Origin of the sequence: Kitasatospora sp. NPDC005751 (assembly GCF_040630835.1) — a bacterium.
Classification (GTDB): domain Bacteria; phylum Actinomycetota; class Actinomycetes; order Streptomycetales; family Streptomycetaceae; genus Kitasatospora.
The window spans coordinates 175,514-196,059 of the sequence record NZ_JBEXYC010000005.1; the positions used below are offsets into that span (position 1 = coordinate 175,514).

The 20,546-nt window shown below is 76.8% G+C and carries 12 protein-coding genes; 4 read left to right on the top strand and 8 right to left on the bottom strand.

Features of this window, described 5'->3' with window-relative positions:
- Positions 1–16 precede the first annotated feature (16 nt).
- The 8 genes from ABZ497_RS08075 to ABZ497_RS08110 form a co-directional block, all read right to left on the bottom strand.
- Positions 17–994, bottom strand: coding sequence for a pyridoxal-phosphate dependent enzyme (locus tag ABZ497_RS08075; RefSeq protein ID WP_359803969.1), 978 nt, complete (start codon positions 992–994; stop codon positions 17–19).
- Entirely contained in the window at positions 991–2,517 is a 1,527-nt protein-coding gene (locus tag ABZ497_RS08080) for an amino acid adenylation domain-containing protein (protein ID WP_359803970.1), read from the bottom strand. The genes ABZ497_RS08075 and ABZ497_RS08080 overlap by 4 nt, the downstream gene beginning before the upstream one ends.
- Complete coding sequence (locus ABZ497_RS08085; RefSeq protein ID WP_359803971.1) at positions 2,514–4,850, bottom strand: lantibiotic dehydratase; 2,337 nt, start codon at positions 4,848–4,850, stop codon at positions 2,514–2,516. The genes ABZ497_RS08080 and ABZ497_RS08085 overlap by 4 nt, the downstream gene beginning before the upstream one ends.
- Before the next feature lie 59 nt (positions 4,851–4,909).
- Positions 4,910–5,857 (bottom strand): ornithine carbamoyltransferase, encoded by a 948-nt coding sequence (locus ABZ497_RS08090; protein ID WP_329486311.1) that lies wholly within the window; start codon positions 5,855–5,857, stop codon positions 4,910–4,912.
- A 45-nt stretch (positions 5,858–5,902) separates the two neighbouring features.
- A complete protein-coding gene (gene ectB / locus ABZ497_RS08095; protein ID WP_359803972.1) occupies positions 5,903–7,171 on the bottom strand; it encodes a diaminobutyrate--2-oxoglutarate transaminase in 1,269 nt (422 codons plus the stop codon).
- A 34-nt stretch (positions 7,172–7,205) separates the two neighbouring features.
- Positions 7,206–10,409: an amino acid adenylation domain-containing protein gene (locus ABZ497_RS08100; protein WP_359803973.1), complete on the bottom strand. Its 3,204-nt coding sequence runs from the start codon at positions 10,407–10,409 to the stop codon at positions 7,206–7,208.
- Positions 10,410–10,590: 181 nt separating this feature from the next.
- Positions 10,591–11,235 (bottom strand): response regulator transcription factor, encoded by a 645-nt coding sequence (locus tag ABZ497_RS08105; RefSeq protein ID WP_359803974.1) that lies wholly within the window; start codon positions 11,233–11,235, stop codon positions 10,591–10,593.
- The gene (locus tag ABZ497_RS08110) at positions 11,232–11,855 is read right to left on the bottom strand and encodes a response regulator transcription factor (RefSeq protein ID WP_329486306.1); all 624 of its coding nucleotides are present in this window, start codon (positions 11,853–11,855) and stop codon (positions 11,232–11,234) included. The genes ABZ497_RS08105 and ABZ497_RS08110 overlap by 4 nt, the downstream gene beginning before the upstream one ends.
- 547 nt (positions 11,856–12,402) lie before the next feature.
- On the opposite strand from ABZ497_RS08110, the gene ABZ497_RS08115 reads away from it, so the two are divergent.
- The 4 genes from ABZ497_RS08115 to ABZ497_RS08130 all read left to right on the top strand — a co-directional run bounded on the left by ABZ497_RS08115 (position 12,403) and on the right by ABZ497_RS08130 (position 19,993).
- A complete protein-coding gene (locus ABZ497_RS08115; protein ID WP_359803975.1) occupies positions 12,403–15,549 on the top strand; it encodes a type 2 lanthipeptide synthetase LanM family protein in 3,147 nt (1,048 codons plus the stop codon).
- Positions 15,550–15,681: 132 nt separating this feature from the next.
- A complete protein-coding gene (locus tag ABZ497_RS08120) occupies positions 15,682–15,885 on the top strand; it encodes a hypothetical protein (RefSeq protein ID WP_329486304.1) in 204 nt (67 codons plus the stop codon).
- Between the two features lie 72 nt (positions 15,886–15,957).
- Positions 15,958–18,864, top strand: coding sequence for an AAA family ATPase (locus ABZ497_RS08125; protein ID WP_359803976.1), 2,907 nt, complete (start codon positions 15,958–15,960; stop codon positions 18,862–18,864).
- A 319-nt stretch (positions 18,865–19,183) separates the two neighbouring features.
- Positions 19,184–19,993: a methyltransferase domain-containing protein gene (locus tag ABZ497_RS08130; protein ID WP_329486302.1), complete on the top strand. Its 810-nt coding sequence runs from the start codon at positions 19,184–19,186 to the stop codon at positions 19,991–19,993.
- The last annotated feature ends 553 nt before the right edge of the window (positions 19,994–20,546 follow it).

Consider the following 20,546-nt stretch of genomic DNA (forward strand, 5'->3'; position numbering starts at 1 on the left):
AGGGGGCGCAGGGCGCTCAGCGCGCCGCGGCGGCGGCCAGCACGGCGGCGGAGTTGCCGCCGGAGACGACGACCGCGGTGCGGCCCGCCGCGCCGGGCCGCAGGGCGCCGGAGCCCAGCGCGCCGGCCAGCGCGGCGGCGCCGCTGGGTTCGGCGGCGATGCCGGCGCGGTGCAGCAGGTCCATGGCGCGCAGCACCGCCGCGTCGTCGACGCCGATCAGGTCGTCGACCCGCCGCCGGACGATCGGGAAGGTCAGCTCACCGGGCCGCTGGCCGCGCAGCCCGTCCGCGACGGTGTCGCTGGGCGGCAGCTCGACCGGTTCGCCGGCGGCCATCGAGCGGGCGTAACGGCGGGCCCGTTCGGGCTCCACGCCGATGACGCGCACCGGCCTCGGCAGCCGGGCGGCCGCCAGCAGGACGCCGGCCAGCAGGCCGCCGCCGCCGACCGGGACGAAGATCGCGTCGAGGTCGGGGGCGTCCCGGAACACCTCCAGGCCGACGGTGCCCTGACCGGCGATCACGAGTCCGTGGTCGGAGGAGGGCACCAGCGCGGCGCCGGTGCGGGCGGCGAGGTCCCTGGCGTGGCGGTCGCGTTCGGCGACCCCGCCGGGCACCCGCAGGACCCGGCCGCCGAGCGCCCGGATCGCCCGCTCCTTGGCCTCGGCGGCGCCGGCGGCCATCACCACGGTGACCCGGACGCCGAGCATCCGGCCCAGGGTGGCCACCGCGATGCCGTGGTTGCCGGAGGAGCCGGCGACCACCTCGTCGGCGCCGAGCGCGAGCATCGCGTTGGCCGCGCCGCGCAGCTTGAACGACCCGCTGTGCTGCAGGTGTTCGGCCTTGACGAGCAGGCCGGGCAGGGTGTCGTGGCGCAGCAGCGGGGTGTGCCGCACGTGCGGGGCGATCCGCTCGGCGGCGGCCAGGACGTCGGCCGGCCCGGGCAGGCCGGTGTCGGTGGCGAGACCGGTCAGCGGGCGGGTGTCGGCGGCCGTCACGCGACGGCCTCCGGCACGGGCGCGCGCAGGGCGCGGCGGTCGGTCTTGCCGCTGTGCGTCACGGGCAGCCGCTCCAGCCGGGTGAAGCGCCGGGGCATCATGTGCGGCGGCAGGGTGAGCGCGAGGTGGGCGCGCAGCCGGGCGTCGGGGGTGGCGGCGAGCGGGCCGGTGACGTGGGCGTCGAGCCAGGTCCGGCCCCGGTCGTCGGTCTCGGCGGTCACCACGGCGCCGGTGACGTCGGGGTGGGTGAGCAGGGCGCCCTCGATCTCGGCCGGGTCGACCCGGTGGCCGCGGATCTTGAGCTGGCGGTCCGCGCGGCCGAGGTAGTCGAGGGTGCCGTCGGGGCCGCGCCGGGCGAGGTCGCCGGTCCGGTACAGCCGGGTGCCGGGCGGGCCGTGCGGGTCGGGCGGGAAGCGGTCGGCCGTCAGGCCGGGCAGTCCGCCGTAGCCGCGGGCGACCCCGGCGCCGCCGATGTGCACCTCGCCGACCTGGCCGTCCGGGACTTCGCGGCCCCGCGGGTCGAGCAGCCGGACGACGGTGCCCTCGATCGGGGTGCCGACGGTGTCGGTGGCGGTGTCCGGGTCGGCCGGCACCTCGTAGCGGGTGGAGGTCATGGTGCACTCGGTGGGCCCGTACTGGTTGACCAGCCGGCCGCCGACCAGGGCGCGGCCGCCGGCGGCGAGGAACGGGCGCAGCGACTCGCCGCTGGAGCAGAGCAGGCGCAGGGAGCGCAGCCGTTCGGCGGCGCGCGGGTGCTGGGAGAGGAAGGTCAGGAAGGACGGGGTGGTGCTGAGGACGGTGTCGACGCCGTACTCGGCGACGGTGTCGGCGAAGGCCTCGGCGCGCAGCAGGCGCGAGCGGTCGACGAGGACGACGCAGCCGCCGGCGGTCAGCGGGGCGAAGGTGTCCCGGATCGAGGCGTCGTAGCCGGGAGGGGCGAGTTGGAGGGTGACGGTGCCGGGGCCGAGGTGGTTGTCGCGGGCGACGGCACGCAGATAGGTGGCGAGGCCGTGGTGCTCGATCAGCACCGGGTTGGGCGCTCCGGTCGAGCCGGAGGTGTGGCTGACGTACGCGAGCGAACGCGGGTGCGGGGCGGGGAACGCGGGCGCGGCCGGCGGGTCGGCGGGCAGCCGGTCGAGCAGCAGGGCGGGCGCGCCGACGAGCGGGCCGAGCCGGTCGGCCAGGGCCGCGGTGGTGAGCAGGTGCGCCGCCGCGCCGCCGGCGGCGAGCGCGGCGAGCCGCCCGTCGGGCAGTTCGGTGTCCAGGGCGAGAAACGCCCCGCCGGTGCGGACGACCGCGGAGATCGCCACCACGGCGTCGGCGCCGGGTGGCAGCGCCACCGCGCAGACCCGTTCCGGCCCGAGGCCGTGGGCGGCCAGGTGGGCGGCCAGTCGGCCGATCCGCTCGGCGAGTTCGCCGTAGCCGACCGGTCCGCCGGGGGTCAGCAGGGCGGGGGCCTGCGGTGCGCGGTCGGCGTGCGCCCGGATGGCGTCGACGAAGGTGGCCCCGGCGGGGGTGCTCATGCCGGCTCCTCCGTCCCGGTGGTCCGGTCGACGGCGACGAGGCGCAGTTCGGAGGTGTAGCGCTGCCCCTGGTCGTCGGTGAGCCAGGCCTGTTCGGGCGTGGGGAGCATCTCGCTGACGGTCAGGCGGGCGTCCGGGTCCTTGCGGGCGAGCCGGCGGGCGGCCTTGGCGAGGATGGTGACGTAGACCGGGCTGTCGAAGTCGACGAAGAACGGCCGGGGCTCGGTGGGGGAGACCACGAAGACGAAGCGGGGCAGCTCGTGGGCGTCCCGCCACTGCCGGGCCCGGACGAACCGCCGGGCCTCGGTCTTCTCGTCCGCGAAGTCCAGGGCGGCTCCGGCGAAGCGCCAGGTCTCCCGGGCGACCACGGTGGAGTCGATGGTGATCCGCGGCGAGTGGTCGCCGTCCGAGCGCAGGGTGAAGCGGTCCATCACGCGGTTGGTGAGCGCGTGGCAGAAGACGTCGAGCAGTTCGAACTCGGAGCCGTCGGGCAGCACGGCGGCCAGCCGGTCGTCGCGCTCCTCCACCAGGACGTCGCCGGAGCGCACGGTGCGCGGGCGGTGCGGGTCGGAGGTGTGGTCGGTGAGGGCGACGTAGTGGTCCTGCGGCCGTCCCAGCGCCTGCCGGCTGCGGGCGGACCACTTGAGCGGCAGCTCCTTGGGCAGCATCGGGAGCAGGCGCGGGCCGGGGAAGTCGCGGCTGGTCTCGTCGATCAGCTGCTCGCGGTCCGGGTGCTGGTGGACGAAGAGGGACTGCCCGAGGGTGTTCATCGCGACGTGCAGCTCGCCGATCACGAGCTCGAACTCGCCGCGCCCGACGGCGTCGAGGTCCTCGGCGATGATCATCAGGTCGGGGCTGATGTACCGGCTGAGCGACCAGCCCCGGCCGCCCTCCGGGAACGCCTCGTGGACCTGCTCGGCGATGTCCGCGGCGGCGAGGTGGACCCGCCGGGCGCCGGCCGGTGCGTCGATGATCCGCCGCCAGCGCTCGCGCAGGTCGGCCTGGATCCGGTCGATGTCGGCGATCGACTCCGGGTGCGGGGCGGGCAGGCAGGCGAACCAGAGCGAGCCTAGGTCGACCGGGCCGCCGCCGCCGCGCGCGCGCAGGGCGCGGTAGGCCGTGCGGATGCGCTCGCCGACCGCCTCCGCGTACCGGTTGGTCATCCAGCGGGCGGCGGTCATGCACAGCTCCAGCGGGGCGAGCTGTTCCAGGACGGCGGTGCCCACGGTGGCGGTGGCGGAGCGGCGGGTGTCGGAGTAGACCAGGGCGCGGTTGGGCGCCGTCCGGGCGCCCTTCTCGCGGACCGCCGCGACCTCGGTGATCTCGGCGAAGGCGCCCTCCAGCGCGGCGAGGGCGGCGGTCAGCTCCTCGGGGTCGGTGCCGGCCCGCTGCACCCGGTCGCGGCCCTCTTCGAGGACCGCCAGCCGGGCCAGCGCGGGTTCGCGCACCTCGGCGTCGCCGATGCGGTCGAGCATGGCCCGCAGTTCCCGCTCCGGGTAGGTGCCGGCCGGGACGTCGAGCTTCCACAGCACCAGCCGACGGGCGACCAGCCACTCCAGCGCGGCGGTGACCTCCGCGGCGGGCAGCGGCCGGCCGAGCTCCCGGCCGGCCAGTTCGGCGATCCCGGCCGGGGTCCGGCGGCCGTCGCAGAGCCGGAAGACGGCGAGCGCGGCCTCGGAGACCGGCAGCGGCGGGCGGCCGGGCACCAGCACGGTGCCCTCGGCGGCCCGGACGAACGGCACCGGGCGCGGCGGCGTCCAGTCGCGGACCCGGGGGTCCCGGTCGATCGCCTTGGCCAGCGCGTCCATCGACCAACTGGAGAAGTACACCTGGGAGTCGGCGACCAGGCCGGTGCCGGGGTGGACCTCGACGCCGCGCCGGTCGGTGTCGAAGGTGCCCCAGCCGACCGGGCCGAAGAAGCCGATGGTGTCGTTCTTGACGCAGAACCGCTGCCAGTAGTGGGCGATCAGTTCCTCGCGCTGGCGCGGCATGCTGGTGCGGCCCTCGGCGGACGGCGTCCAGTCGAGGAACGACTTGATGCCGGTGCCCAGCACCGCCCGGTTCTGCCAGGCCACCGCGGCCCGGAACGGTCCCGAGGCGGCGATCTCCTGGAGGTCCCGCGCGGTCTGCACGGCGGCCGCGGTGAAGGCCTCCTCGAAGGCCTCCCAGTCGGCCTTCGCCGGTACCTCGCCGGGGGTGAACTTGTCGGCGGCCGTGGCCAGGCCCTCCGGCGCCAGCCGGAGCACCCCGGCGGCGGGGAAGCCCGGCCCGCGGAGTGCGAAGTGCGGCCACAGGCGCCACCCACCGCCGGGCATTCGTATGGTGTCGGACATTGCTGAGCTACCTCCCTGGGAAACGTGCGCCGGGTCGTCCGCCGGTGGCCGACCGGCCGTCAGGCCTGTTCGGCCGGGATGCCGCCGAGGCACCACTCCAGGACCGCGCGGGCGCTGTGGTACTTGTTCTCGGCCTGCTGGAACGCGATGCTCGCGGGTCCGTCCAGCACGTCGCCGGTCACCTCGTCGCCGCGGTGCGCCGGCAGGTCGTGCATGAAGACGGCGCCGGGGCAGGCCGCGAGCACGGAGGAGTCGACCCGGAACGGCTCGAAGTCGCGCCGCCAGTCGGGGTCGGCCTTGGCCGTGCCGGTGGTCTGCCAGCGCGTGGTGTAGACGACGTCGGCCTCCGGCAGGTCGGCCATGTCGTGCCGCTCCTCGACCAGGGCGCCGGCCTCCTTGGCGAGGGTGCGGGCGCGGTCGAGGTAGGCCGGGTCGAGCCCGTAGCCGGCCGGGGTCCGCAGGTGCAGCTCGGCGCCGGGGAAGCGGGCGAGCGCGAGGGCGAGCGCCGAGGCGGTGTTGTTGCCCTCCCCGGCGTAGAGCACCCGCAGTCCCTCGATCCGCCCGAAGTGGCCGAGCATGGTGGTGAGGTCGGTGAGCGCCTGGGTGGGGTGCTCGGCGGCGCTCATCGCGTTGACGACGGACATCCGCTGCTGGGCGGCGTAGGCGCGGAGTTCCTCGGTGCTGCCGGCGGTGCGCGCCACCAGCACGTCGAGCATCCGGGAGAGCACCTCGGCGGTGTCCTCGGTGGTCTCGCCGGTGTTCTCCTGGAGGTCGTCGGGACCGTAGGTGATCAGCCGGGCGCCGAGCCGCAGCGCGCCGGCGGAGAACGCCGTGCGGGTGCGGGTGGAGGTCTTGCGGAACAGCACGCCGACGACGGCGTCGGAGAGCGGCCGGGCGCTCTCGCACTCGCCGGCGGCGTACTGGGCGCCGCGGTACGCGATCCAGCGCAGCTCGCGGTCGGAGAGGTCGTCCAGGGAGACCAGGTGGCGGCGGGGCGGTCGGGGCATCGGGGGTTCCTCCTCGGGTGACTCGGTGACTCGGGTGGCGGACCGTCAGTTGGCGCGCAGGGCGTCGTGCAGGACGCCGAGGCCCTCGTCCAGCAGCTCGGGCGCGATGGTCAGCGGGGGCATCACCTTGAGGACCTCGTCGTGCCGGCCGCAGCGCTCGATGATCAGGCCGTGGTCGAAGGCGTACCGCTGGACGCGCTCGGCGCGGTCGGCGCCGCCCGCCGGGGCGGTGTCGATGCCGAGCACCATGCCCCGGCCGCGCAGCACCAGCTCCGGGTCCAGCGCGGCGAGCTCCGTCCGGAACCGGTCGAGCCGGGCCGAGTTCCGCTCCAGTGCGGTCAGGAAGGCGTCCTGCTGCCAGAACTCGCAGGCGGCGGTGGCCGCGACGAAGGCCAGCTGGTTGCCGCGGAAGGTGCCGGTGTGCTCGCCGGGCTGCCACAGGTCCAGCTCGCGGCGGAACAGCGTGAGCGAGAGCGGCAGCCCGTAGCCGCTGAGCGACTTGGAGACGGTGACGATGTCCGGCACGATCCCGGCGTCCTCGAAGCCGAAGAAGGTGCCGGTGCGGCCGCAGCCGGACTGGATCTCGTCGAGGATCAGCAGCACGCCGTACTGCTCGGTGACGCCGCGCAGGCGGCGCAGCCACTCCCGGCTCGCCGGGTAGACGCCGCCCTCCATCTGCACCGGCTCGACGACGACCGCCGCCGGCGGCTCGGTGCCCGAGGACGGGTCGGCCCAGAGCCGCTCGATCAGGTCGATCGAGTCGAACGGGCCGAGCGGGCCGTCCTCGAAGGGCACGAAGGTGACGTCGCCGCCGGTCACCGCGCCGGCCCGGCGGGCCCGGCGGCTGCCGGTGACCTCCAGCGAGCCGCGCGACATGCCGTGGTAGGCGCCGGTGAAGGCGGTCAGCCCGGTGCGGCCGGTGGCCCGGCGGGCCAGCTTGAGGGCCGCCTCCACCGCGTCGGTGCCGGTCGGGCCGGTGAACTGCACCTTGAAGTCGAGCCCGCGCGGCCGCAGGACGATCTCGTTGAAGCGGGTGAGGAACTCGCGCTTCGCGACGGTGTGCATGTCCAGGCCGTGCATCACGCCGTCGGCGGCGAGGTAGTCCAGGACGCGCTGCTTGACCGCGTCGTCGTTGTGCCCGTAGTTGAGGCTGCCGGCGCCGCAGAAGAAGTCGATGAAGGCCCGGCCGTCGTCGGTGTGCAGCAGCGCGCCCTTGGCGCGCTCGAACACCACGGGGAAGGTGCGGCAGTACGACCGCACCTCGGACTCGAGCTTCTCGAAGACGGAGGTGTCGGTGGTGGTGGCGGTGGTCATGGGGGTTCCTTGGGGCGAGGAGGGCAAGGAGGGGTCAGCGGCCCGCGGTCGCGCGGTCCCCGCGCGGGCGGGCGGTCAGCCGGGGAAGCGGGCCGTCCGCGGCCGTCCGCGGGTAGCCGTCCAGGGCCGCGGCGAGGGCGGCGACGGTGGGGTGGTCGAAGAGCGCCCGCACCGGCACGTCCACCCCGAGGGCGGCGCGCAGCCGTACGGCCACCCGGGTGGCGAGCAGCGAGTGCCCGCCGAGCCGGAAGAAGTCGTCGTGGGCGCCGATCCCGGTGCTGCCGAGGACCTCCTCCCAGACCGCGGCGACGGCCCGCTCCCGCGGGGTGCGCGGGGCGGCGGAGGCGGGGGTGGCCGTGCGGGGCTCCGGCACCGGCAGCGCGTGCCGGTTGACCTTGCCGCTGACCGCGGTCGGGATGGCGTCCAGCAGCACGAACGCGGCCGGGACGAGGTGGTGCGGCAGCGAGTCGAGCAGGGCGGCGCGCAGCTCCTCGCCGGTGGGCGGCCGTTCGGCGTCCTCCGCGACCAGGTAGGCGGTGAGCTGGCGGCCGCCGGAGCCGTCCGGGGTCGGGTGGACGACGGCGGAGCGCACGCCGTCCAGGGCGAGCAGCGCGGCCTCGATCTCGCCCGGCTCGATCCGGTGGCCGCGGATCTTCACCTGGTGGTCGCTGCGGCCGAGGATCTCCAGCGAGCCGTCCGGGCGCAGCCGGCCGAGGTCGCCGGTGGTGTAGAGCCGGCCGCCGGGGACGGTGGCGTGCGGGTCGGGGAGGAAGGCGCCGGCGGTCTGGCCGGGCCGCCCGCGGTAGCCCCAGGCGAGGCCGTCGCCGCCGATGCAGACCTGCCCGGTGCCGCCCTCGGCCACCGGCTCCAGCCGGTCGTCGAGCACCCGGACGCTGGTGTTGTCCACCGCGGCCCAGGTGAGCACCTGTCCGTCGGCGCCGTGGCGGGCCACGCTGGTCCAGATGGTGGCCTCGGTCGGCCCGTAGAGGTCCCACACCGGGGCGCCGCCGGCGGCGAGCGTCGCCGCCAGCTCGGTGTGCAGCTTCTCGCCGCCGGAGAGCACGGTGAGGCCGGGAGCGGGCAGCCAGCCGGTGTCGGTCAGCATCCGCAGCATCGAGGGGGTGGCCTGGACGACGTGCGGGCGGGCCTCGCCGATCAGGCGGATCAGCCGCTCGGGGTCGCGGGCCTGCTCGGTGTCGGCGAGCACCAGCCGGGCGCCGGTGAGCAGCGGCAGGCAGAGCTCCAGCATCGAGGGGTCGAAGGAGGCGGTGGTCAGTCCGAGGACGGTGGCGTGCGGCGGCAGCTCCAGCCGGGCGGCCATCGACCGGAGGAAGTTGGTCAGCGCCCGGTGCGGGATCTGCACGCCCTTGGGCATGCCGGTCGAGCCGGAGGTGTGGAAGACGTAGGCGAGGTCGTCCTGGCCGGTGGCCCGGTCGAGCCGGTCCGGCCGGGTCACCGGGCCGGTCTGCGGGCCGTCGCCGTCGAGCAGCAGGGTGGTCGCGGCGGTGTCCGCCACCCGGCCGGCCAGCGCGCCGGTGGTGACCACCACGGCCGCCCCGGTGTCCTCGACCAGGTAGCCGATCCGCTTCACCGGGTGCATCGGGTCGAGCGGGACGTAGACGCCGTCCGCCTTGAGGACGGCGAGCAGCGCGGTGAGCAGGCCGGTGCCGCGCTCCAGCAGGACGCCGACCCGGACGCCGCGGGCGACGCCGAGGCCGCGCAGCCGGTGCGCCAGGCGGTCGGCCCGGGCGTCGAGTCCGGCGTAGCTCAGCTCGCCGTCCGTGGAGCGGACGGCGATGGCGTCCGGGGTGCTGCGGGCCTGCCGTTCGAAGAGGTCGGGGACGGTGGGGGAGGGCACCTCGCGGGCGGCGCCGAGGCCGAGCGCGAGCCGGCGGCGGCGCTCGCCGGAGGGCAGCGGCGCCAGCCGGGCGGTGGCGAGGGCCAGCGGTTCGTCCGGGGCGGCGAGCACCTCGCGCAGCAGCCCGACGTAGTCCTCGGTGAGGCGGGCCGCCGTCTCGGGGGCGAACAGCGCGGTGGCGTACTGCAGGCGCAGGCCCAGGCTGCCGTCGGGGCGGCCGAGCAGGTCCAGCGCCAGGTCGAACGGCGTCCCGGCGACGGGGGTGGGCACCAGCTCGACGTCCAGGCCGGGCAGTGCGGGCGGTTCGGCCTGGGAGTCGAGGGTCAGGAAGGAGACCTGGAAGAGCGGGTTGCGGCTGAGGTCGCGGTCCGGGGCCAGCTCGGTGACGACGCGTTCGAACGGCGTCTCGGCGTGCGAGAGGTCGGCGAGGGAGCCGCTGCGGACCCGGTCCACCAGCTCGCCGAAGCTGGGCCGGCCCGACAGGTCGGCGCGCAGCACCACGGTGTTGACGAACGGGCCGATGAGGTCCCGGGTGGCGGCCTGGCCCCGGCCGGCGACCGGGGTGCCGACGGCGAAGTCGCTCTGCCCGCTGTACCGGCCCAGCTGGGCCTGGAAGGCGGCCAGCAGCACCATGAACCGGGTGGCGCGCCGGGACCGGGCCAGCCGGTCGGCGCGTGCCACCAGCTCGGCGGGGAGGGTGAACCGGGCCACCGCGGCGGCGCCGTCCCACTCGGCGGGCCGGGCGCGGTCGGTGGGCAGCTCCAGGGGCGGCAGCCCGGCCAGCCGGGAGCCCCAGTAGCCGAGCTGCCGGGCGAGCCGGGGTCCGGTGGTGCGCTCGTGCTGGCGGGCCGCGAAGTCGGCGTACTGGAGCGGGAGGTCCGGCAGGCCGTCGGGGCCGCCGGTGGTCGCCGCGCGGTAGGCGGCCGCCAGCTCGCGGGTGAAGATGTTCCAGGAGGAGAAGTCGAAGGCGATGTGGTGCACCACGACGACCAGCAGGTGGTCGTCGGCCGCGAGCCGGGCCAGGGTGGCCCGCAGCGGCGGCGCGGTGGTCAGCTCGATCGGCCGGTGCAGCACCAGGTCGAGGACGGCGGTGATGCCGGCTTCGCCGGGGGCGGGCGCCTCGACGGTCTCCAGCGGGACCTCGACGGCGGGCGCCACCCGGGCCACCGGCTCGCCGTCGGCGGCCGCGTACCGGGTGCGCAGCACCTCGTGCCGGGCAACCACGGCGGTCAGGGCGGCGGCGAGGGCGGCGGCGTCGACGCCGCCGCGCAGGCGCAGGGCCAGCGGCAGCAGATGATCCGCCGTACCGGGCCGCAGCTGGTCGAGGAACCACAGCCGTTGCTGCGAGAACGATGTCGTCCGGACGTCACCGCGGTCCACCGGCTCACCTCCAAGGGATAGTCAGAACGTCGCGCGCCCCGGGTGGTCGGGGCACAACCGGAGCTTGCCGGTCGGGTGCGGCGAGGGAGTAGGGAAGGAGCGGCAGCGCGGGGCGCCGCTTTTGCTGCGTCAATGTCTCTGTTCGGCGGCTCCGGCCGCGGCGGGCCGGGGCGGCGCCGGGTCAGATCAGCCCGGTGCGGACGGCGTGGGCCACCGCGTGGGCCCGGTTGCGGACCTGGAGCCGGGCCATCAGGTCGTAGATGACGTTCTTCACGGTGTGCTCGGAGCAGGAGAGTTCGCGGGCGATGGCCGCGTTCCCGTGGCCCTCGGCGACCAGTCCGAGCACGGCGGTCTGCCGGGCCGTCAGCGGGGATTCGGGGGCGGGCCGGCGCGGGGCGGGCGCGCCGTCCTCCGCCGGGCCGAGCAGGCCGACCAGGACGCCGTAGGGCATCCGGCCCTCGCCGTGCCGGGCGCAGCGGACGGCGGTGAGCAGGCGTTCCGGGGTGGCCTCGGCGGACTGCAGCATGGCCACCGCGCCGGCGCGGACGGCTCGCCGGACCCCGTCGGCCGTGAAGGTGTCGGCGACCAGCAGCAGCGGGCGGCCGTCGGGCTCCGGCCAGCCGTCCAGCGCGGCGCCGGGCGTCGGCCCGGCGGCCACCCGGACGGTGGCCCCGGAGTGGCCGGCCGCGAGTTCGATGCCGGCCCGGCGCAGGTTGGCGGCCACCTTCTCGCGGGCCGGCCCGCCCGCCGGGCCGAGGTGGACGCGCAGGGCGGTGGCGGGCCGCCGCTCGGTCTCGGGCCTGGTGGCGAGGGCGAGGGCGCTCACAGCAGACCCGCCCGCAGGGCGTAGGCCACCGCGTGGGCGCGGTTGCGCAGCCGGAACCGCTGGGTGATGTCGCGGACCACGGTGGTGACGGTCCGTGCGGAGTAGCAGAGCGCCCGGGCGATCTCGTCGGTCTCGTGGCCGTCGGCCACCAGCCGCAGGACGGCGCGCTCCCGTTCGTCCAGGCCCCAGCCGGGGCCGTGGCCGCGGGCGCCGGGGTGCGGGTCGAGATCGGTGCCGTGGTCGAGGAGCCCGTCGATCAGGTCGGGTGGCACCGTGCAGTCGCCGCCGGCCACGGTGAGCACCGTCCGGGCCAGCCGGTCGGCGTTGACCTCGCGCCGGCGCAGCAGGCCGCGGGCCCCGGCGTTGATGGCGTCCGCGGCCTCGGCCGGGGACAGGTCGGCGGCGATCACGACGACGGCGGGCCGGTGCGGTCCGGTGCGCGTCGCGGTCACCAGGTCGAGCTCCTGACGGTCCACCCGGTCGACCAGGACGACGGCGACGTCGGCCTTCTCCTCGGGCTGGACCAGGGCGATGTCCGGGTTGCCGGACAGCGCGCTGACGGCGCCGGCTTCCAGCACCGGGTCCAGGGCCACGACACAAAGCGGCAGGGGGTTGCCCATGTGCACTCCTCGGTCAGCGGGGTGAGCCTCTCGGCGAGGAGTCTTCGCTTCCGGTGCGCCGCGCCGCATGGGGCGCGATCACCCGCATTCCCCGCCGCGGGGGGCGCCGGGGCCGGTCCGGACGGCGCCCGTCGCGCGGACGGCGCCGGGCGCCCCGTCCGGATCCGCCGGCGAATCGTCCCGGTCCGTCCGGTACGGGGCGGCGGGCCCGAAGGGTGGGGGCGGCCCGCTGCCGCCCACCGGGGGCGGCGCGCCCGTGCGACCGCGGACCCCCGCCCCCCGGCCGCCCCCGCCGCCGCCCGCCGCCGCCCCGCCGCGACCGGGTGCGGCGGGTGGCGCCGCGGGTGGCCGCGGGACCGCTCCGCCGCAGCTCCGCGCGGTCCCGGCGGCCCCCGGGGCCGACCCGGCGCCCGCCCCCGCGACCCGTCCGACCACCCGGGCGCGCAAAGCTGGGGCACGCCGGGTACGGCGTCTGGGTAGTCCGCGGCGAAATCTACGGGTGGTGCTCCCCTGTACGGAGGGTCGCGCCGCTGGAAGGGTGGCGGACGTGACCACAACCGACACCGCTTCCCGGGCCTCAGGGCCGGCGCCCTCCTGGTGGGCGCCGGCCGCGACGCTGCGCGAACGGCTGTCGGCCCCGCACCCGCCGGTGGCGCCGGCGGCGGGCCCGACGGCCGGGGCACGCACCCGCTCGGCGGTCGAGCAGGCCTGCGAGGCCGCCCGGCTGGCCCGGCTGGGCGTCGACCCGGGGCTGGCCGCGGCGCTCGCCGCCGAGGCGCCGGAGCGCCTGGCCGGCCGGCTGGCCAAGCCCTCGTGGGCGGTCTTCGCGGAGCGGGCCGTCGCCGGCGCGCCGGAGCGCCCCGGGGGCGTGCCGCTCGAAGCGGGCGAGGGGGCGACGGTGTTCGCACCGCTGCTGCGCCCGCTGGTGGCGGCCGCCACCGCCGAGCTGACCGCGCGGGCGCTGGCGGGCGGCGCCGAGCCGGCCGACCTGGCGGTGTTCGCCCCGGCGTACTCGCGCTGGCTGGCCGAGCGCCTCGCCGGCGAGGCGGCCCGGACACTGGTCGTGGAGCTCGCCGCCGCCCGGGACGCGGGCGGCCTGGCCGGCGCCACCGGCGCGGACCGGTTCGCCGACTTCGCGGCCCGCACCGGCACCCGGGCCGGACTGGCCCGGCTGTTCACCCGCTACCCGGTGCTCGCCCGGCTGATGGCCCGGACGTCCCGTCACACCGCCCGCTCCGGCGCGGAGCTGCTGACCCGGCTCGCCGCCGACCGGCCGGCGCTCACCGCGGGGCTGTTCGACGGCCGGGACCAGGGCCCGCTGGCCGCCGTCGAGCTGGGCCGCGGGGACCTCCACCAGCAGGGCCGGTCGGTAACGGTGCTGCGGTTCGCCGCCGGCTCCACCGCGGTCTACAAGCCCCGGCCGATCGGCCAGCACGCGCTCCTGGACGCCATGACGGACTGGCTGGAGGCCAAGGTGCCGGGCCTGGCGCCGCGCACCCCGCGCTGGGTCGGCGGGGACGGCTACGGCTGGCTGGAGTTCATCGAGCACCGGCCCTGCCGCTCGCTGGTCGAGATCGACCGGTTCCACCGCCGCCAGGGCGCCCTGCTCGCCCTCGCCTACACCCTCGAAGGGGTGGACCTGCACTGCGAGAACCTCCTCGCGCACGGCGACCAGCCGGTGCTCGTCGACGTGGAGACGCTGCTGCACCCCGTCCTCGGCGAGGGGAGCACCACCCTGCCGGACCCGGCGGCCGCGGCGCACGCCGCCTCGGTGCACCGCACCTGCCTGCTGCCCCAGCTGCTGGTCGGTGAGCTGGGCGCGGTCGACGTCTCCGCCCTCGGCGCCGCGCCGGGCGGGGAGTTTCCCAACACCCGGATGGTCTGGGAGGACACCGGCACCGACGAGATGCGCCTGGTGCGCCGCGGGGCGCCGTTCACCGGTGCCAAGAACCGGCCGTACGGCGCCGTGCCGGGAGCCGGCAGCGCGGACCGGCTCTCCGCGACGCTGGCCGGGTTCCGCGCCGGGTACGACGCCGTCGTCCGGCACCGGGCCGAACTCGCCGACCCGGCCGGGCTGCTGGCCACCGGGGCGGCGACCGTCGGCCGCCTCGTGATCCGCCCGACGATGCTCTACGCCACCCTGCTGGCCGAGGCGACCCACCCGCAGCTGCTGGGCGACGGGCTCGACCGCGACGCCCTGTTCGCGGTGCTCTGGGCCGAATCGCAGGGCGACCCGGCCCGGCAGGCCCTGATCGAGCACGAGATCGCCGACCTGTGGGACGGCGACGTCCCGGTCTTCTTCCACCGGCCCGGCGAGCCCGCGGTGTTCGCCTCGGACGGGAGCCCGGTGCCCGGCGTCCTGGACACCTCCGGCCTCGCCACCGCGCGGGCGAAGCTCGACGGCATGAACACCGTCGACCGCCACGACCAGGAATGGATCATTTCGGCCACGCTGGCCTCCGTCGGGCCGGACGCCACCGGCCCCCGGCACCGGACGGGTGGGCGCACCCGCCCCTCGCCCGCCGCCGTCCCGGAGCCGTCCGCGCTGCTCGCCGCCGCCTCCGGGATCGCCGACGAGATCGCCGGCCGCTCCGTGAGCGGCCACGGGCGGGTCAACTGGATCGGCCTGGAGGCCGTCGACGAGCACTGGACGGTGCTGCCGATGGGCGCCGGGCTGGCCCAGGGCTACTGCGGGGTGGCGCTGTTCCTGGCCCAGCTCGGTGCGCTGACAGGCTCCGCCCGCCACACCGGTCTGGCCCGGGCGGCGGTCGCCCCGCTGCCCGACCTCGTCGCCGCGGCCGCCGCCGACCCGGAGCTGAGCCTGGCGGTGGGCCCGGGCGGCTTCGAGGGCCTGGGCGGCCTCTGCTACTCCCTCGCCCGGCTGGCCGGCCTGGTCGACGAGGGCCTCGCCGACTGCCTGCCGGCCGCCCTGGACGCGCTGGCCGTGGCGGCGCTCGACGAGGAGGCCCGGCCCGGCGTCTCGGCGGGCCTGGCCGGGGCGCTCGCGGCCCTGCACGCGGTGCACCGCGAGCGCGGGCTGGAGCGGGCCGCCGAGCTCGCGGACCGGATCGCCGAGCGGCTGCTCGGCCTGCCACCGCCCGGTCCGCTCGGCGCCGCGGCGCCGGACCGGGTCGGCTTCGCCTTCGGGGAGGCCGGGATCGGCTGGGCGCTCACCCGGCACGCCCGGTTCACCGGCGGCCCGCGCGGCGCGCGGTTCGCCGCCGCCGGCCGGGCCCGGCTGACCGCCGCCCTGGCGGCGGACCGGCTCACCGGCGGCTGGTGCTCCGGGACGGCCGGCACCGTGCTGGCGGCGGCCGACGCGGGCCTGTGCGCCGAGCAGCCCGACAGCCCGCTGCGGGACGCCGTGCACCGGCTCACCGGACAGCCGCCGCTGGCGGACCTCAGCCTCTGCCACGGAGAGCTGGGCACCGCGGAGGCGCTGGCGGCGCTCGCCGAGCGCGGCCACCGCGGCGCGCGCAACAGCCTGACCGGCCGGGCCGGAACGGTCCTCGGGCAGCTCCACGACTGGGGACCCCGCTGCGGGACCCCCGGACAGGTGCCGACGCCGGGGCTGCTCACCGGGCTCTCCGGGATCGGCTACGCGCTGCTTCGGCTGGGCTTCGCCGACACCGTGCCCTCCGTCCTGCTGCTGGACGCGGCCCCCGGCCCCCCACCGGCCCCTTCGACCATCTGAAGAGAACCGAAGAGAACCTAAGAGAACCAAACAGGACCGAATAGCACAAGACCACCTGAAACGAAAACAAAACAGCAGAGCACAGCGCCACTTATCACCACGCACCGCTTCCCGAATGGAAAGGAAAGCCCCATGTCCCACTCCCTGTACAACGGTGCTGTCCGCAGCGAGGCCACGAACCAGGCCGCGACCACCCCGGACCCGGCCGGCGAGATCCGCCTGGTCCGCCGGAACGGGGCCTGCGCCCGGACCCGGGCCCTGGCCGGAATGAGCCTCGGCAGCGGCGTGGTCGTGGGCCTCGGCTCCATCACCACCACTGTCTCGGTGCCGTTCTGACCTGCACTCACGTAGGGCCGTTCCGAACATGAACACGACGCTCCGCGGGGAGAGCGACTACTATCCGGGGCTATGCGTGTGCGGGCAGCCCATCTCATCGGCCGTGATGCCGAAGTCGCCGGACTCGGCGAATCACTGCGGGATCTCCGCCGCTCGCGCGGCTGTACCACATTCCTGGTCGGCGAGGGCGGAATCGGTAAGTCGCGACTGGTCGCCGAGCTGATCGGCGAGGCGGTCGACGCAGGAATCCGCGTCCTGCGGGGCCGGAGCAGCACCATCGGACCGATGGTGCCGCTCCGGCCGCTCACCGAGGCGCTGATGCCGCTCTCACGCGGCGGGGAGACGCCGGACGAAGCGAGCCTCGGCCCCTACCGCCCGGTGCTCGGCCGGCTCATCCCGGACTGGAGCACCGGCACCCCGGACCAGGGATCGACCGTGGTGCTCGCCGAGGCCGTCCTGCGGCTGCTCGCCTCCGCGGGCCGCGACCAGGGCTGCCTGCTGGTCCTGGAGGACCTGCACGACGCCGACACCGAGACGCTGGCCGTCGTCGAGTACCTCGTCGACAACCTCGAACAGCAGCCGGTCATGCTGGTGGCGACCGTCCGGTCGGAGCCGGGCGAGGCACTCCTGCTCGCCGAGTCGGCCGGGCGCCGCCGCAGCGGAACGGTCTTCCGGCTGGCGCCGCTGGACGACGACGAGGTGAACCGCCTGATCGCCTCCTGCCTGGACACCGAGCCGGACCTGGTGCCCGCCGAAGTGCTGACGCAGATCCGGGAGGACAGCGCCGGCATCCCGTTCCTGGTCGAGGAACTCCTCCAGGGCGCCGTCACCGGCGGCGCGCTGGTCCGCGAGAACACCGCCTGGCGGGTGGCCGGGAACCTGCGCCGCAACGTGCCGAGGGCGCTCCTCGAAGGCGCCATCCACCGCATCGACGAACTCGGCCCGCAGGGGCAGACCCTGCTCGCCGCCGCCGCCGTGCTCGGCCGGCGCTTCCCCCTGTCGGTGCTCCAGCTGATGACCGGCGCCGACGACCGCAGCCTGCTCAGCCACCTGCACGCCGGTGTCACCGCCCGGCTGGTCGCGGCCGACGAGCCCGCCCCCGACTGGTACGCCTTCCAGCACCCGCTGACCGCCGAGGCACTGCTCGCCCAGCTCACCCCGACCGCCCGGGCCGCCCTGTCCCACCAGGCCGCCGACGCGATCGAGGCCCTCCACCCCGACCTCCAGGGCGACTGGTGCCCGCTGGCCGCGACCCTGCGCGCCGACGCCGGCGACCCCGTCCGGGCCGGCCGGCTGTTCACCGAGGCCGGCCGCCGGGCCCTCGCCAACGGCACGGTCGGCTCCGCGGTCACCCTGCTCGACCGGGCCGAGACCCTGCTGGCCGGGGGCACCGACTCGGCCGCCCGCGCCGAGGCCCTGGAGGCCCTGCTGCCCGCCCTCGCCGAGACCGGCGAGCTGACCCGCGCGCTCAGCCTCGCGAGCAGCCTGCGGGAGCTGGTCGGCGCCGGTCTGGGCGCGCCCCGGCTGGCGGCCCTGCACACCCGGCTGGCACAGGTGGCCTACATGGCGGGCCGCTGGGCCGACGGCAACAACCAGATCGAGCGGGCCCGCGCCCTGCTCGGACCGGACCCGGACGAGGCGCACACCGCGCTGACCGACGTGGTGGAGGCCTACCTGTGCCTCGACACCCCCGGCCAGGACCGCACCCAGCGGGCCGAACGGCTGGCCCGCGCCGCGATCGACACCGCCGAGAGGCACGACCAGCCGCTGGTCGCCTGCCAGGCCTGGGAGCTGCTGGGCGTCGTCGCCCGCGAGCGCGACCCGGCCGAGGCGGTCACCTACCTGGAACGGGCCATGAACACCGCCGAGCGGCACAGCCTGCCGCTCCAGCGGATGTACGCGCTCACCCGGCTCGGCGGCAGCCGCTGGCTGGCCGACGGCGGCACCGCCACCCTGGACGAGGCCCGGACCGAGGCCCGCCGCCTGGGCGCCGTCACCGTCGTCTACACCCTCGACGGCATCCTCGCCCTGCACGACGTGCTCTGCGGCCGGTTCGCCGAGGCCCGGGTGCTGGGCGACGAGGCGCTGACCATGGCGGCCCGGCTGCGGCTGACCCCGGTCGCCCGCTACCTGCTGATGACCCGCTCCGTCCTGGCGGCCCATCAGGGCGACCGGGTCGCCATGGAGGAGTCGCTCACCGAGTTCGGCCGCTGGGGCGGCAGCGGCTCGCCCGAGGAGCCGCTCGCCCTCGGGCTGGCCCGGGTGTTCTGCGCCCTCCTGGAGGAGGACCGGGACCGGGCCGCCCGGGACATGGCAGGCCTCCAGGCCCTGGAGGCCGAGAACCCGAGCACCTTCCACCTCGGCGGCCGGCACGGCCTCGGCCTGCTGCTCGACCTGCTGGACGGCCGTCTCGACCGCGGCCGCCTCGACCGGGTGGCCGCCAGCTCGGCCGGCCGGATGCGGTGGAACCGGCACTTCGTCCTGCTCGCCGACGCCGTGCTGCTCGGCCGCGAGGGCGATCCCGAGGCGGCCGGCCGGGCCGCCCAGCTCGCCCAGGAGGTCGGTGCGCCCTACCCCACCGCCCGCCACCTCGGACAGCGGCTGATCGCCGAGGAGGCGCACGCCCTGGGCTGGGGCGACCCGGAGGGATGGCTCCGGGAGGCCGAGCACCACTTCCGGGAGACCTCCGCCACCGCCGTCGTCGGCGCCTGCCGGACGCTGCTCCGGGCCATCGGCGCGCCCGTCCGCCAGCACCGCACCGGCAGCAACCGGATCCCGGCGCAGCTGCGGCTCAAGGGCATGACGGTCCGTGAGTACGAGATCTTCCAGCTGCTGGCCGACCGGCTCAGCAACAAGGACATCGCCGCCCGGCTCTACATCTCGCCGCGCACCGTCGAGAAGCACGTCGCCAGCCTGATCGCCAAGACCGGGCTGCCGAACCGGTCCGAGCTCTGCGCGCTGGCGGCGCAGCAGTCCTGAGGGCGGGCGGGGCCGGCGGGGGCGCGGGCGGGGTCCGCGGGGGCGCGGTCGGGGCCCGGCGCCCGGCGCGCAAGTGGTCGGTTGCTGCCGCCCGGAACCGGCGCCCGGGGCGGTTTCCGGCCGGGCCCGGCCGGGCGGAAGCGGCCGGACCGGGCGGAACGGGCCGGTTCATGCCGGTGCAGGTTTCGGCCACCGGCCGGCCCGGGACAACGGCCCGTCGGGAGCAGCACACTGGCTGCGCGGCGCCTCACCGGGACCGGCCGGCCGAGGTCCCGCGGCGCCCGCCCCACGACGGCATCCAGGAAGGGACCGACCCCCGATGACGAAACCCGCCGCCTGGCCGGAGCGGAACCTCTGGACGGACTCCGCGCAGGCGCGGGCCGACGCCTACCTCGACCACGCCCGGAGCATCCGCGGCGAGGTCCGGTTCGACCTGGTCACCCGCGCGCTGGCCCGGCACCTGCCGCAGCGCCCCTGCCGGGTGGTGGACATCGGCGGCGGCTTCGGCCGGCAGGCGGTCCTCCTGGCGCGGGCCGGGCACGAGGTGACCGTGGTGGACAACGACGAGACCCTGCTGCGGGCCGCCGCCGACCTGGTCGCCGCGGAGCCCCCCGAGGTCGGCCGGCGGGTGACCCTGGTCCAGGGGTTGGGCGAAGCGGCGCCCGACCTGGTCGGGACGGGCTTCGACCTGGTCTGCTGCCACAGCGTCCTGCTCTACCTCACCGACCCGGGCCCGATGCTGGACGCGCTGGTCCGGCTGGCCGCGCCCGGCGGCCTGCTCTCGCTGCTCACCGTGAACCGCGACTCCCAGGCGATGCGCGACGGGCTCCAGGGCGACTGGCGGGGCGCGCTGGCGACCCTGCTGGAGTCCGGCGAGCGGGGCGGGCAGTACCTGCCGACCCGGCCGGACACCCCGCAGGACCTCGGCCGGCGGCTGGCCGGGCTCGGCGCTCCGACGGTGGAGTGGTTCGGCGTGCGGGTCTTCTCCGACCACCGCCGTGACGAGCCGTCACCGGAGGAGTTCGTGGACCTCTGCGAGCTGGAGTGGCAGGCCGGACTGCGCGATCCCTACCGTGGGTTCGCCCGGCTCTTCCACCTGGTGGCCCGGCGCGGCGCCGCGCCCCGGTAGCCGTACCGCTTGGCGGCCGCGCGGGGCTGGGAGCACGCGGGGCCCGCACCCGCGCGGAGGCCGGAATTCGCGCGGAGGCCGGAAACGCGGTGGTGACCCCCGCCGGCCGGGGCCGGCGGCCGACGGTGGTGCGACAGGGCGCCGGGCGCGTGACCGTGCGCCGGTACCGGAGTGAGTGCGCCGGAGCCCGTGCCGGTGCGCCGCGGCCCGGCCGGAACCTGCCACCGGGCGTCCGGGCCCGCCACCGGCCCGCCCCGGGCGCGGCCGAGGACCGGCCCCGGAGCGCCGCTGACCCGCGACGATGCCGGACGGGCCGCCGGGCCGCGCCGCCCCGGGGCGGGCGCGGCGGGGGGCGCACCGGCCGCCGGCGCCGCCGCCGTCGGCCTGCCGTCGCAGGCTCACTTGTGGGTGGCCACGTCAAGTGCCAGTCTGTGAAAGTCAATTGCCGGACTCAGTGCGTGCACGTCGAGAGCAGGGGTTGTGCGCCGACGTCAGCCGCCGGACCGAGTCAGGGCATGTCCGGAATTCGCGCCCCGCCGGGACGGTCGACCCG

What these genes read in the sequence shown, in the direction of transcription:
- ectB (WP_359803972.1), bottom strand. Translation starts at nt 7,171, where the DNA reads ATGACCACCGCCACCACCACCGACACCTCCGTCTTCGAGAAGCTCGAG.
- ABZ497_RS08110 (WP_329486306.1), bottom strand. Translation starts at nt 11,855, where the DNA reads ATGGGCAACCCCCTGCCGCTTTGTGTCGTGGCCCTGGACCCGGTGCTG.
- ABZ497_RS08130 (WP_329486302.1), top strand. Translation starts at nt 19,184, where the DNA reads ATGACGAAACCCGCCGCCTGGCCGGAGCGGAACCTCTGGACGGACTCC.
- ABZ497_RS08125 (WP_359803976.1), top strand. Translation starts at nt 15,958, where the DNA reads ATGCGTGTGCGGGCAGCCCATCTCATCGGCCGTGATGCCGAAGTCGCC.
- ABZ497_RS08120 (WP_329486304.1), top strand. Translation starts at nt 15,682, where the DNA reads ATGTCCCACTCCCTGTACAACGGTGCTGTCCGCAGCGAGGCCACGAAC.
- ABZ497_RS08080 (WP_359803970.1), bottom strand. Translation starts at nt 2,517, where the DNA reads ATGAGCACCCCCGCCGGGGCCACCTTCGTCGACGCCATCCGGGCGCAC.
- ABZ497_RS08085 (WP_359803971.1), bottom strand. Translation starts at nt 4,850, where the DNA reads ATGTCCGACACCATACGAATGCCCGGCGGTGGGTGGCGCCTGTGGCCG.
- ABZ497_RS08090 (WP_329486311.1), bottom strand. Translation starts at nt 5,857, where the DNA reads ATGCCCCGACCGCCCCGCCGCCACCTGGTCTCCCTGGACGACCTCTCC.